General features: G+C 62.5%; 11 protein-coding genes. 9 read left to right on the top strand and 2 right to left on the bottom strand.

All coding sequences use genetic code 11. From position 1 onward, the window contains the following. The coding region (locus C0Z19_RS24075; RefSeq protein WP_146012132.1) for an RHS repeat domain-containing protein at window positions 1-816 on the top strand (816 nt) is incomplete at its 5' end. Beyond that, on the top strand, window positions 813-1,094 hold the full coding sequence (locus tag C0Z19_RS24070; protein ID WP_102612347.1) for a hypothetical protein: 282 nt from the start codon (window positions 813-815) through the stop codon (window positions 1,092-1,094). The genes C0Z19_RS24075 and C0Z19_RS24070, both read left to right, overlap by 4 nt. 45 nt (window positions 1,095-1,139) lie before the next feature. On the opposite strand, the gene C0Z19_RS24065 is transcribed toward C0Z19_RS24070, so the two are convergent. Next, window positions 1,140-1,442 (bottom strand): hypothetical protein, encoded by a 303-nt coding sequence (locus C0Z19_RS24065; protein WP_146012131.1) that lies wholly within the window; start codon window positions 1,440-1,442, stop codon window positions 1,140-1,142. Here C0Z19_RS24065 and C0Z19_RS24060 point away from each other — a divergent pair. After that, a complete protein-coding gene (locus tag C0Z19_RS24060) occupies window positions 1,435-1,770 on the top strand; it encodes a helix-turn-helix domain-containing protein (protein ID WP_102612345.1) in 336 nt (111 codons plus the stop codon). The genes C0Z19_RS24065 and C0Z19_RS24060 overlap by 8 nt on opposite strands. A 28-nt stretch (window positions 1,771-1,798) precedes the next feature. Here the strand turns inward: C0Z19_RS24060 and C0Z19_RS24055 are convergent, their stop codons facing one another. Continuing rightward, on the bottom strand, window positions 1,799-2,215 hold the full coding sequence (locus C0Z19_RS24055; protein ID WP_102612344.1) for a hypothetical protein: 417 nt from the start codon (window positions 2,213-2,215) through the stop codon (window positions 1,799-1,801). A gap of 445 nt (window positions 2,216-2,660) precedes the next feature. Here C0Z19_RS24055 and C0Z19_RS24050 point away from each other — a divergent pair, with 445 nt between their 5' ends. The 6 genes from C0Z19_RS24050 (at window position 2,661) to C0Z19_RS24020 (ending at window position 12,754) form a co-directional block, all read left to right on the top strand. Continuing rightward, window positions 2,661-2,852: a DUF805 domain-containing protein gene (locus C0Z19_RS24050; RefSeq protein WP_102612361.1), complete on the top strand. Its 192-nt coding sequence runs from the start codon at window positions 2,661-2,663 to the stop codon at window positions 2,850-2,852. Window positions 2,853-3,198: 346 nt separating this feature from the next. After that, complete coding sequence (locus tag C0Z19_RS24040; protein WP_102612342.1) at window positions 3,199-4,554, top strand: aspartate aminotransferase family protein; 1,356 nt, start codon at window positions 3,199-3,201, stop codon at window positions 4,552-4,554. Between the two features lie 38 nt (window positions 4,555-4,592). Continuing rightward, on the top strand, window positions 4,593-5,162 hold the full coding sequence (locus tag C0Z19_RS24035; RefSeq protein WP_102612360.1) for a carboxymuconolactone decarboxylase family protein: 570 nt from the start codon (window positions 4,593-4,595) through the stop codon (window positions 5,160-5,162). Window positions 5,163-5,909: 747 nt separating this feature from the next. Continuing rightward, entirely contained in the window at window positions 5,910-11,738 is a 5,829-nt protein-coding gene (locus tag C0Z19_RS24030) for an ESPR-type extended signal peptide-containing protein (protein ID WP_102612341.1), read from the top strand. A gap of 114 nt (window positions 11,739-11,852) precedes the next feature. Then, window positions 11,853-12,272: an outer membrane protein assembly factor BamE gene (locus C0Z19_RS24025; protein ID WP_102612340.1), complete on the top strand. Its 420-nt coding sequence runs from the start codon at window positions 11,853-11,855 to the stop codon at window positions 12,270-12,272. Next, the gene (locus C0Z19_RS24020) at window positions 12,269-12,754 is read left to right on the top strand and encodes a DUF4019 domain-containing protein (RefSeq protein ID WP_102612339.1); all 486 of its coding nucleotides are present in this window, start codon (window positions 12,269-12,271) and stop codon (window positions 12,752-12,754) included. The genes C0Z19_RS24025 and C0Z19_RS24020 overlap by 4 nt, the downstream gene beginning before the upstream one ends. Window positions 12,755-12,799: the final 45 nt, after the last annotated feature.

The raw sequence follows: 12,799 nt of genomic DNA, 5'->3' as shown, positions 1-12,799 counted from the left end.
CCGGTTTGGAAGCCGACCGATCGCTATCTGCCGGAAGAAGATCCGCTGCAACGCGTTGCGCAGGCGGCATCGCCTGCACACGTCTTCTACTACCACTGTGATCATATCGGCACGCCGTATATGATGACGGACGATCTGGGTGATGTGGTGTGGGAAGCGACGTATCGAGCGTGGGGCGAGACGCAGGACGTGATCGCGCGCGTCTCGCAGGCGGTGGGGATCGCCGCGCGGAATCCGATTCGGTTTCAGGGGCAGCAGTTCGACGACGAAACATCGCTGAGCTACAACCGCCACAGGTACTACGACGCTACGACCGGCCGATACATCAGCGCGGACCCGATTGATCTTTCTGGCGGCTTCAATCTTCACCAGTACGCGCCGAACCCGATTCAATGGACAGATCCTCTCGGATTGTCGAGGGCTTGCTGCTGTAAAGGCTCGTACAGCGGAGCGAAGCAGGCATCGCAATACCTTAAGGACGCAGGCGTTCCGAGAGCACGGCGAAAAGAGATCATGGAATCGTTCGACGTCGGAACGATCAATATGCGTAACGCTGGTGCCAGCGAGTACGGGCTTCGCTACTACGATGAAAGCAAAGCGTACGCAAAGGGCCGGTATTTGTTCGAGACGTTCCCTGCAACCCGTGAATCTCTGGCGGTCAAACCCGAGTGGAACGATATGACCAAGATTCAGCAATGGAAGGTCCGAGAAGGCGAGCCCATGATCGAAGGCCGGGCGTCAGCACAGGGGCCATGCCTACCGGGCGGGCAGGTTCAGAAATTCATCCTCAATTTGGACGCGCTTAGTAAGCCATGACCGATAAAAAGGATGCGCTCTTGGCAGAGCTAAAAGCTGTTATTGCCGAGGTGTCGCAACTCACCGATAGAGACGGCGTACCGGCAGAACAACGAAAGCACGTGCTTGCTGTGCTGGGCGAGTATGTGGCCTGCGTCGAACACGACCCGCCGACCGTGACCGACTGCAATCGAGTTGCGCGCATTGTGGTCGAGTACTGGCCTTTGAATCTAGCGGCTGGCGAGCATGTAGTCAGCGTCGAGCAGAAGTTACGCTCGTTCTTCGGGCAAAAGAGGTAAACGACAGAGGGCCGCTTGCGCGGCCCTCTGTCATTGAAGCGGTGATCAGTCGAAAGCTTGCCGGATGACGATATTGCGTTTGATGTAGTCGACGGAGAAATGGAAGCGCTCGCTGGGCATAAAGCCGAGGTGGCCGAGCAGGGCGTCAGTGACCTGCATCCAGGGGATGAACAGCTTGTTCGACCCGCCTGGGAGTTCAACTGAGCTTTGCAGTTGCAATTCGAATGCGATCGGCTCTTCGTCCGCCGCTGGACGTGTTTTATGATTGGCCTTCAAAGCACGATAAAGAAAATGCGGCGGCTCGCTATCGCGCGGCAGTGCAGGAAAGGAAGGAGCAGTGATGACCAAGATTGACACACGTGTGCGCCACGTGACGAAGCCCGAAGCCAATCTGTTCGCCGAGCTAGGCTTCGCTGCCGACGAGGCTCGGCGGTATCAAGCCGAGTCCCAGGCACTCATCAATCAGACACTGGCGCTCAAAGAGCAGCTCATGCACGAGCTCGCTTCGTGGATCGAGGTCCATCACCTGAAGCAGGCGCAGGCGGCCGAGATATTGCACGTTACGCGGCCTCGCGTATCCGACGTAGTGAACAAAAAGGCCAGAAAATTCACGATTGACACACTGGTGGACATGCTCGCGCGCGTTGGCAAGCCGGTCAAAGTGGTCGTTGGTTGAGGGCCCAAGGGCCTGAAAAGCGCGTCTACTACTTAAACACGCAATCCGAAAACGACATATAACCACCACCCGACCCGGAAGTCATATCGAGCACACAAACCGCCGAAAAACGCGCCCCCTCCGCCAGGGCATTCATCTTCTTGTCCTCGCTCGGATCTCGCGTGCCCAAGCGGGCCAGTTCCTCATCCGGAGCCTGCTCGTCACCGGCAGAAAGGATCGAATGCCCGCCAACGATGCTGCTCGTGTGTCCCAGCACAACGCCCGTGATCGCGACCCTTTGGTTCAACTCAGGCATAGACAGTGAGGAGTAGTCGCTGTCAGCGAATTTTGCATAAAGCTGCCCCAGGCTGGTTTCCTTCTGCTTCGACGCCGCTTTAGGCTTCGCCTCAGAAATATTGAGCATCGATACCAGCGACAGACATAAAACTGCGCTGAGAACCTTCATGCATGAAATCTTCAATTCGGCCCTCTCGTATGTGTAATAGACATGCGACTCAAGCAAGCTCCGATCATCACCAGTCTAATGAGGAAGCGCTATCGCGAGCGGGATTATAAGGACGATTCACGTCATAGCCAACATTGCGGGTGCAATCGATGAACGGTATATCGTTATGCTCTCGGGCGGTGCACGACCGACAGGCGCGAACCATGCGTTGCCGCAAAACGACTACCCTCGATACGGGCCACTACGAAGCGAGGGAAGATCCGAGGACGTGGGCGTATGATCGAGACCGCGAAAAACGGAAAGAACGCCATCATTTAGAAATTGCTGCGTCAATCTCGGCGTTGAATGTTCTATGCTGCGATTGCAAGGAAACGCATTACCATCAGGCTCGCTGTCGATGTCAACGAACCGCCCTCACTAAAGGAGAAGAAAAATGCACCACCCAATGGGGATATGGAGCTGGCTCATCATTCTCGTGTTCAGCATAGTCATGCTTTACCCGTACGTCCGCATCATCCGCCGGACAGGCCACTCGGGGTGGTGGGTCTTGATTATGTTCGTACCGCTCGTCAACCTGGCCATGCTTTGGGTCTTCGCATTCGCGAAATGGCCGGCGGTTGACCGCGCGAATACGTAGGCGCTTATCGTCTAACAATTAGCCGTGAGCCCTAGCGACCGCCGCCGGCATCTCTAGGGTTTTCCCTCCGCGGCATCATCCCGCCTTCCCCTCAGCGCCTTACCCGACAGCCGTTTGCCCCCGCATCCCATCCCCGATCCAAGCATCTCCCCTCTTGACGATCCCCTTTGGCGCGTTAGCATTCGCATTGACAACATATGTTGTCGAGATGTATAAATGAGCATCAAGCGTTGTTGGTATCGACGCTACCAAATCACAGGTCTTCCAGCGATTCATTTTGCGAGCGACGGCGTTCGGCTCGGTTTGAGCAAGACCGGCGCTGTCCCCCTTCTCCCCGAGGTTTGCCATGTCCTACGTCTTCCATCGAATGCCAAACAGACCGCTACCGATCGCCGTCGCGGGCGACGGCATCGAGGTCATCGATTCCACAGGCAAGCGCTACATCGATGCCAGCGGCGGCGCGGCCGTCTCCTGTCTGGGGCATAGTCACCGGCGCGTAATCGACGCAATCGAGAAACAAGCGCGCCAGCTCGCCTACGCGCATACCTCCTTCTTCACGACGGAAGCAGCCGAAGCACTGGCGGAGCGGCTGATTAAAGCCGCACCGGCAGGCCTCGGCCACGCCTATTTCGTCTCCGGCGGCTCCGAGGCGATGGAAGCCGCGCTCAAGCTTGCGCGCCAGTACTTCGTCGAAATCGGCGAGCCGCAGCGCAAGCATTTCATCGCACGTCGGCAGAGTTATCACGGCAACACGCTCGGCGCGCTCGCGATCGGCGGTAACGCATGGCGCCGCGAGCCGTTCCTGCCGCTCTTGATCGACGCTCATCACGTGAGCCCGTGCTACGCCTATCGCGGCCGGCTCGCCGGCGAATCGGACGAGGCCTATGCGCAGCGTCTCGCCGACGAGCTGGAACGCAAGATCCTCGAACTGGGCGCCGACACGGTCGCCGCATTCGTGGCCGAAACCGTGGTCGGCGCAACCGCGGGCGCGGTGCCGCCCGTGGCGGGCTATTTCCGCAAGATACGCGCTGTATGCGAGAAACACGGCGTGCTGCTGATCCTCGATGAGGTGATGTGCGGGATGGGCCGTACCGGTTATCTCTACGCGTGCGAGGAAGAGGGTGTCGCGCCCGATCTGCTGACAATCGCCAAAGGCCTCGGCGCAGGCTATCAACCGATCGGAGCCACGCTCGTCAGCGACCGCATCTACGATGCGATCGTCTCCGGTTCGGGCTTCTTTCAACACGGCCACACCTACATGGGCCACGCCACGGCCTGTGCTGCCGCGCTGGAAGTGCAGCGCGTGATCGAAAAAGAGAACCTGCTCGCCAACGTCGCCGCGCGCGGCGAGCAGCTACGCGCAGCATTACGCGAGCGCCTCGGCGAAGACCCACACGTCGGCGATATCCGCGGCCGAGGCCTCTTCGTCGGTGTCGAACTCGTGCGCGAGCGGGCGGGCAAAACGCCGTTCGAGCCGCACCGCAAGCTGCACGCGGCGATCAAACGGGAGGCGATGGCACGCGGCCTGATGGTCTATCCGATGGGCGGGACGATCGACGGTCAGCACGGCGACCATATATTGCTGGCTCCCCCGTTCATCTGCACACCTGACGATATCGATCGCATCGTGGCGCGGTTGGGCGACGCCGTCGAGGCGGCCCTTGCCGCTGCCGGTCAATCCACAGCCACGGCCGCCAAGTGAGCGATACTGCGGCGGTACCGCGCAACGAAGGAAGCGTCATGACGACTGAACGAAAGGCTGCTCGCCTGCCCGTGTTCGACCGGGCTGCCGCCACGCCCGAGCAGGAAGCCGTATTGGACGAAATTTTGTCGGGGCCGCGCGGCAATCTCGCCGGCCCGTTTCTCGCATGGATCGCCAGCCCCGAACTCGCGGAGCACGCGCAGCGGCTCGGCGCCTTCTGCCGCTACAGCACGGGCCTGCCTCTGCGGCTTTCGGAGTTGGCGATCCTGATCACGGCTGTCCAATGGCGCGCTCAAGCGGAGTGGCAAATCCACTATCCGATCGCCATCGATGCAGGCGTATCGGCCGATGTCGCGCAGGCGCTGCTCGAAGGTCGACGTCCGGTTTTCGTCGATACGGACGAGGCATTGATCTACGACTTCGCGGTTGAGCTATACGGCGCAAAGCGCGTTTCCGATATGACGTTTGCTAAAGCGGAAGAACGTTTTGGTCACGAAACGACGGTCAATCTCGTCGGGTTGCTCGGCTATTACGCTTTGGTCGCCATGACGCTCAATGTCTTTGCGATGCGAGCGAACGAAGATGAACCATTGCCGTTTAATGAATGAAGTAATCGCGCATCACTCGCCGAAATCCAAACAATTGTCACTTGACCAATAAGTGGGATTTTTCATACAAAAGATTGCCAACGTTTGCGGCTTCAACGAGAATAAAAAATAAGCCGCAGGCAACGGATAGTGCATTGAAAAAGCAAGTGCCGGCGGAGGGGCATGGGACAGGCCGCCCATGACAAGTGAAAAGAGCCCGCGCGGCACCTGCTGAGGCACGATAACGATGAGCACCTCGATTGACACAATCTGGCAAACGTTTGATGCGGCAGACAACTTGCGCGGGCGGCCAATCGATTCCTCGTTCTCGGGCGTGTGCCCACAAGCTCCCTATCTTCTCGATTCGATCTGAGCGCCGGCTATGCAAGCCGGTGCGGCCAACCGAGCCATTAGCCAACGTACGCGGCGCTATCGAGCGCCGTATTCGACGGCACCCGCGCAAGCAGGCGGGGCACCGATGCGCCGAATGTTCCTGGTTGTCACGGCGTAGCACGTAGCGTACGCATCGCATGAGTGCCGATAGATCGTATTCGCTTATCGATCAGGTATTTAGTTGTCCTAATCAAAGGAAAGTGCTGTTTCTTGTCTGTGGTCCGGATCCGGCGGTGATTCATAGGTGAACGATGGGGTTGTGACTGTCCATGGCGAGCTCCCAAGCGACCGCTTTTAGATAGACATTGTCGTCGCCTCCGATTGCGCTCTTTGCTCTTCTTTTAAATTCAATGACATGCGTGTGACGGAATAAAGATGAATAAGTCATATAAGACGATCTGGAATGAAGCGCTGGGTGCATGGGTGGCGGCGTCCGAGCTGGACCGGGCGTGCGGCAAACGCGCAACGACGTCGGTTTGCGCCGACGGTCCGCGAACCGGCGTCGGTCCTGCTGCCGTCGGCGGAGCCATGACGCTGATCGCTGCGGCAATCGGCTTTGGCGGACTATTCGCTCCCCAGTACGCGCTCGCGCAGTACAACGCAGGCAGCGGCTCCGTCGCAAGCGCGGGCAATGCGGTCGCAGTCGGCGTGTCGGCGACTGCATCGTCGGTCAATGCAACAGCCCTCGGTGACTTCGTGACGGCCGGCGGGACGAGTTCCGTTGCGTTAGGGGCGTTCGCCGCGTCGGCTGGAAACTTCAGTATCGCGATAGGCAACTCTGCGAATGCCCCGGCACTTGGCGCTGTGGCAATGGGAAGCGGCGCGAGCGCCAGCGGAGTTTCCTCTACGGCGATCGCAAATGGCGCAACCGCGTCCGGCCAGCAGGCGGCGGCATTTGGCTTCGGGTCATTGTCTTCTGGCGCTTTCTCCGCGGCGCTCGGCAATCACGCGACCGCCAGCAATTCGGGCGCTGTGGCGCTTGGCAATCAGTCGACGAGCTCTGGCGCGGCGGCCGTCGCATTGGGAAGCGGCGCCTTATCGAACGCGGATTCGGCTGTTGCGATAGGCGTCAACAGCGGCGCGAAGGGCCTGGCCTCCATCGCGATCGGCGCGGGAGGAACCGCTGGCGTCCCAGGGTCCGGCACGCAGGCAACGGGCGCGCAGTCCCTGGCATTGGGCTTTAACACCACGGCCAGCGGCATTTTTGCCGCGGCATTAGGCCAACTCGCGACAGCTTCCGGAACGAGCTCGATCGCGATCGGCGTCAACTCCACGGCGTCGGCGCAGTTCGGCGTCGCGCTGGGCGATCTCGCGCAAGCCACGAATACGTCGTCGATCGCGTTGGCGGCCGGAGCGACGGCGTCCGGCGTGGGTTCGGCGGCGATCGGCATCAACGCGTCGGCGACAGGGGGCGATACGGTCGCGGCCGGCGCCAGGGCCGCGGCGTCGGCGAACCAGGCGATCGCGCTCGGCGCCGCCAGCACCGCGAGCGGCATCGACGGCGTGGCGCTTGGCGCCTCGTCCACGGCCAGTGCGCTCAATGCCGCGGCCGTGGGCCCGTCAGCCGTTGCCTCGGCCACGGGAGCGACGGCATTCGGCAACACATCCCAGGCATTGGCCGCATCGACGGTTGCCATCGGCGACACCAATACGGTCGCTGCCGCGGCGGGCACGGGCTCGATCGCCGGCGGCCACAATTCGCAGGTGACGAGCGGCACCGGCGCCGTCGCGCTCGGTGAAGGGCAGACGGCAAGCGGCAACGGCGCGGTCGCCATCGGCGACCCGAACTCGTCGATCGGGACGGGCGCCGTCACGATGGGCGCGGACAACACGGCGAACGGCACCGGAGCGGTCGCCATCGGCAATACCAATGTGGCGAGCGGCACCGGCTCGGTCGCGCTCGGCAACGCATCGCAGGCCAACGTAGCGGGCTCGGTGGCGATTGGCAATGGCGCCATCGTCCAGAGCACGGCGACGAGCGGCCTCGCGCTCGGTTCCGGCGCGGTGGCGAACAACAGCAACGATGTCGCCCTTGGCGCCGGCTCGGTCACGGCCGCGCCGAATCCGACGCCAAGCGCATCGCTTGCCGGTGCGACCGTCACTTTCGCGGGCGGCAACCCGACGAGCGTCGTCAGCGTCGGCTCGGGCACAACGGTCAGGCAGATCACGAACGTCGCGGCGGGGCAACTCAATGCGTCGAGCACCGACGCCGTCAACGGCTCGCAATTGTTTGCGACGAATCAAGCGGTCACCAGCATCTCGACCACGCTCACGGGTTTGTCGTCGTCGTTCACCACGCTCAATAACGACGCCGTCAAATACGACATGATCGGCGGCACGGTGGATCTCACCAACATCACGCTCGATCCGGGCGGTGCATCGACGCAAATCCATAACGTCGCGCCCGGCACGCTCACTTCGACGAGCACCGATGCGGTCAACGGTTCACAGCTCTTTACGACGAATCAAAACGTCACGAACCTCGCCACCACGGTCACCAGCATTCAGAACGGCGCGGGCATCAAGTACTTCCACGCAAATTCGACCGCAGCCGACAGCCAGGCGACGGGCACCGACAGCGTCGCGATCGGGCCGCTCGCGGTGGCAAGCGGCGCCGATAGTCTGGCAGCCGGCAACGGCGCTCAAGCGCAAGCGGCCAATGCGATCGCGCTAGGCAACAACGCGCAGGCCACGGCAGCGAACTCGGTGGCGCTCGGTTCGAACTCGACGACGACGGCCAATCTCGGCCTCGCGGCCTATAACCCGGGCACGGCCACGCTATCGGGCACGACTCCGGTCGGCGAGGTCTCCGTCGGCACGGCCGGCAATGAACGCCGGCTCACGAATGTCGCCGCAGGCGCGGCGCCGACCGATGCGGTCAACGTCAGTCAGTTGCAATCGGTCGAGTCTCAACTGACACAGGCGCAGAGCAATGCGCTGCAATGGGATCCGACTGCGAACGGCGGGGCCGGCGCCTATAACGCCAACCACGGCGGTACCGGACCGAACACGATCACGAACGTGGCGCCCGGCTCGCTCACTTCGACGAGCACCGATGCGGTCAACGGTTCGCAACTCTTCACGACGAATCAAAACGTCTCGAACCTGACGACCTCGCTGAACACCACGAATCAAAACGTCACGAATCTCGGCAATTCGCTGAACACGACGAACCAAAACGTCACCAATCTGGCGACGACGGTCAGCAACATCCAGAACGGTGCGGGTATCAAGTACTTCCACGCCGATTCGACGGCGGCCGATAGCCAGGCAACGGCCACCGACAGTGTCGCAATCGGGCCGCTCGCGGTGGCGAGCGGCATGGACAGTCTCGCCGCAGCGAACGGTGCGCAAGCGCAAGCGACCAATGCCATGGCCCTGGGCTCGCTGTCGACGGTGTCCGTTGCGGGCGGCGTGGCGATCGGGTCGGGCGCGGTCTCCGACCGGCCGCTCGCATCGTCGCAAGGCTCGATCGCGGCCGGAAGCCATTCAATCCCATTCAATACGACCGATGCCACGTTGCTCGGTGCAGTCTCGTTCGGCAATTCCGCAGCGGGCAGTCAAACCTATCGCCAACTGACCAACGTCGCCGACGGCACCGCGCAAAACGATGCAGTCACCGTCAGGCAGCTTTCCGGTGCGTTGCAAGCGTTTGCAGTCACCTCGACGCGGTACTTCCATGCCAATTCGACGGCGGCCGACTCGCTCGCCGTGGGGGCAGAGTCCGTCGCCGTCGGGCCGACGACGGTCGTCAACGGCGATAACGGTGTCGGCGTCGGCAACGGCGCGACCGTCGGGCAGAGCGCGCCCGGCGGTGTTGCGATCGGCGAAGCGGCGAATTCGGGGCAGGCCGATGCAATCGCGCTCGGCAGCGGCTCGACCGCGAACGGCGCGCAGTCGATCGCGCAAGGCGCAAACGCGAACGCCGGCTTTGCCGGCGGCGTAGCAATCGGCTCGGGCGCGACGAGCAGCGCCGTCGACGCCATCGCACTCGGTGCGGGCTCGGCCGCGAGCAGCGCCAATTCGCTCGCGCTCGGCAGCAATGCACGCGCAACGGCAGCGAACTCGGTGGCGCTCGGTTCGAACTCCACGACGACGGCCAACCTCGGCCTCGCAGCCTATAATCCCGGCACGGCCGCACTGTCGGGCACGACTCCGGTCGGCGAAGTCTCGGTCGGCTCGGCCGGCAACGAACGGCGACTCACGAATGTCGCGGCCGGCGCGGCCGCGACCGACGCGGTCAACGTCAGTCAGTTGCAATCGGTCGAGTCGCAAGTCACTCAGGTGCAAAGCAGTGCACTGCAATGGGATCCGACTGCCAACGGTGGGGCCGGCGCCTATAACGCCAACCACGGCGGCACCGGACCGAACACGATCACCAACGTGGCGCCCGGCGCGCTGAATTCGACGAGCACCGATGCGGTCAACGGTTCGCAACTCTTTACGACGAATCAAAACGTCTCGAACCTCACGACGACCCTCACCGGTATTCAGAACGGCGCGGGCATCAAGTACTTCCACGCGGATTCGACGGCGGCCGACAGCCAGGCAACGGGCACCGACAGCGTCGCAATCGGGCCGCTCGCGGTGGCGAGTGGAGCGGACAGTCTTGCGGCAGCGAACGGCGCGCAAGCGCAAGCGACCAATGCCATGGCCCTGGGCTCGCTGTCGACGGTGTCCGTCGCGGGCGGCGTGGCGATCGGGTCAGGCTCGGTCTCGGATCGGACGCTCGCATCGTCGCAAGGTTCGATTGCGGCCGGAAGCCATGCGATTCCGTTCAACACGACCGACGCGACGTTGCTCGGTGCGGTTTCGTTCGGCAATTCGGCAGCGGGCAGCCAAACCTATCGCCAACTGACGAACGTCGCCGACGGCACCGCGCAAAACGATGCAGTCACCGTCAGGCAGCTATCGGGTGCGCTGCAGTCGTTCTCCGTTACGCCGACGCTCTACTTCCACGCCAATTCGACGGCGGCCGATTCACTTGCAGTGGGCGCGCAGTCGATCGCGGTCGGGCCGACGACAGTGGTCAACGGCGATAACGGCGTCGGCGTCGGCAACGGTGCCATCGTCGGGCAGAACGCGCCAGGCGGTGTTGCGATCGGCGAAGCGGCGAATTCGGGGCAGGCCGATGCGATCGCACTCGGCAGCGGCTCGACCGCAAACGGCGCACAATCGATCGCGCAAGGCGCAAACGCGAACGCCGGATTTGCTGGCGGCGTTGCGATCGGCTCGGGCGCGACGAGCAGCGCCGTCGATGCCATCGCACTCGGCGCCGGTTCGAAAGCTTCGTTTGCCAATAGCCTGGCGCTGGGCTCGGGTGCGAGCGCGACCTTTGCGAATAGCGTGGCATTGGGAGCGGGCTCGTCGACGACGATCGGCGCGCTGACCAACTATGTCGCGTACGGGCTGAGCAGTCCGCAAACGTCGATGGGCGAAGTCAATGTTGGTGGCCGTCAGATCACGGGCCTTGCCGCGGGACGCCTCGGTACCGATGCCGTCAACGTGTCGCAGTTGCAGGCGGTGCAACAACAATTGACGGCGATGATCGCGACCGGCGGCAACTTCTCGTCGAGTTCGAACAGCGGCGGCAACAGCGGCACACCTGCTTCCTCCACCGGCGCGAATTCGTCGGCGGGCGGCTCGGGCGCGGTGGCGTCCGGTTCCAGCAGCACGGCCGTGGGCAACAACGCGCAAGCCAGCGCGAGCGGCTCGACGGCGGTGGGCGTTGGGTCCAGCGCGACCGGCAGCGGATCGACCGCGATCGGCTCCGGCAGCAACGACGGAGGCCGCGCGGATGTCGTGGCCGTGGGATCGAGCACGTCGACACGCCAGGTCATCAACGTCTCGGCCGGTACCGCGCCGACAGACGCCGTCAATGTCCAGCAGCTCAACCAAACGCTCTCGCAAGCGAACACCTATACGGACAACCAGATTGCGGGCGTGCGCAACAGTCTCGACTCGTATCGCCGCGATGCCGACGGCGGCGTGGCCACGGCGATGGCTGTCGCCGGCCTGCCACAGCCGACAGGACCCGGACGCAGCATGGTCGCGATTGCGGGCAGCGTCTATCGCGGACAATCGGGGCAGGCGCTCGGCGTCTCGACGATTTCGGAGAATGATCACTGGGTGTACAAGGCGTCCGTTTCGACGAATACGCGCGGCAGTTACGGCGCGGTGGTCGGTGCCGGATATCAATGGTGATGCTCTTGAGCTTTTGTTGAACGCGGGAATGGGAGGCGGCGAACGTGTTTCGTGTTTTGCGCTTCCGTTCCACCTGGCTCTCACGAAGCGATTTGATTCGCACTCCTATCGAATATGAACAAACACTGCGCTTTGGCCTCCCTTGGACTGCTCTCGTGTCTGCTCGGTCTATCCGCATGCGTTGGGCCGACCGACACCTCGTTCCCGTCGCAGGAGATGGCTACGACGGCGGAAGGCGTGTACCCCAATGTCGACAATCTGAAAACGATCGAACCCGGCATGACCAAGAATCAGGTCTACGCGTTGATTGGTCCGCCGCATTTTCATGAAAGCGTGTTCCATGTCCGCGTCTGGAACTACCTGTTTCACTTTCACTCGCAAGAGAAGACGGTTTCGTGCGAATACCAGATTCAATTCGACGACCGCAGCCGCGTGAGTCGAACGCGGTGGAACGATCAGCAGTGCGAACGGTTCGCGCCTGCTAAGATCGCAGCCGACGCCGGCACGGCCGGCACGACGGAGAAGGTTCAATGAAGGGTATCGCCCGTGTGACCAGGCTGGCCGGGGCCGTATGTGCGCTCGCAACGGGGTGCGCGCTCGCGCATGGCGCGCAGGCGGGCACTTCCGCCGACGAACTGCTCGGCGATGCGCAGCGCGTGCTGCAACAGATCGATGCGGGGCAGTACGCGACGGTATGGCAGGACACCGCGCCGTTCGTCCGCGCCAAGTATTCGACAGACGCCTTCCAACAAGGACTCGCGCAATCGCGCACAGGTGTCGGGTCGATCGATCACCGTGGGTGGGCGTCGGTCACCCGCCTGACCTATACGCATGACAAGGTCGTTCCCGACGGCCTGTACGCGAACGTCGATTACGCCACTTGGCTCACCGACGGGCGCATCGTTTATGAAAAAGTCAGCTTTCAGTTGGGAAGCGACGGTCGTTGGCATTTCACCGGCTACGAGCCGCGGCAAAGTCAAGGCGTTGCGCCGCAGGCTCGCACGGGTCAACCGTGACCGCGATGAATAAAACGGTGCGACGTTCGCACGTCTGCGCGAGGC

This window comes from Trinickia soli (assembly GCF_002879855.1).
GTDB lineage: Bacteria > Pseudomonadota > Gammaproteobacteria > Burkholderiales > Burkholderiaceae > Trinickia > Trinickia soli.
The sequence above is the reverse complement of the archived record's forward strand: the minus strand, read 5'-3'. Positions and strand labels throughout refer to the sequence as shown.

What these genes read in the sequence shown, in the direction of transcription:
- C0Z19_RS24060 (WP_102612345.1), top strand. Translation starts at nt 1,435, where the DNA reads ATGACCAAGATTGACACACGTGTGCGCCACGTGACGAAGCCCGAAGCC.
- C0Z19_RS24025 (WP_102612340.1), top strand. Translation starts at nt 11,853, where the DNA reads ATGAACAAACACTGCGCTTTGGCCTCCCTTGGACTGCTCTCGTGTCTG.
- C0Z19_RS24035 (WP_102612360.1), top strand. Translation starts at nt 4,593, where the DNA reads ATGACGACTGAACGAAAGGCTGCTCGCCTGCCCGTGTTCGACCGGGCT.
- C0Z19_RS24030 (WP_102612341.1), top strand. Translation starts at nt 5,910, where the DNA reads ATGAATAAGTCATATAAGACGATCTGGAATGAAGCGCTGGGTGCATGG.
- C0Z19_RS24020 (WP_102612339.1), top strand. Translation starts at nt 12,269, where the DNA reads ATGAAGGGTATCGCCCGTGTGACCAGGCTGGCCGGGGCCGTATGTGCG.
- C0Z19_RS24040 (WP_102612342.1), top strand. Translation starts at nt 3,199, where the DNA reads ATGTCCTACGTCTTCCATCGAATGCCAAACAGACCGCTACCGATCGCC.
- C0Z19_RS24070 (WP_102612347.1), top strand. Translation starts at nt 813, where the DNA reads ATGACCGATAAAAAGGATGCGCTCTTGGCAGAGCTAAAAGCTGTTATT.
- C0Z19_RS24055 (WP_102612344.1), bottom strand. Translation starts at nt 2,215, where the DNA reads ATGAAGGTTCTCAGCGCAGTTTTATGTCTGTCGCTGGTATCGATGCTC.
- C0Z19_RS24050 (WP_102612361.1), top strand. Translation starts at nt 2,661, where the DNA reads ATGGGGATATGGAGCTGGCTCATCATTCTCGTGTTCAGCATAGTCATG.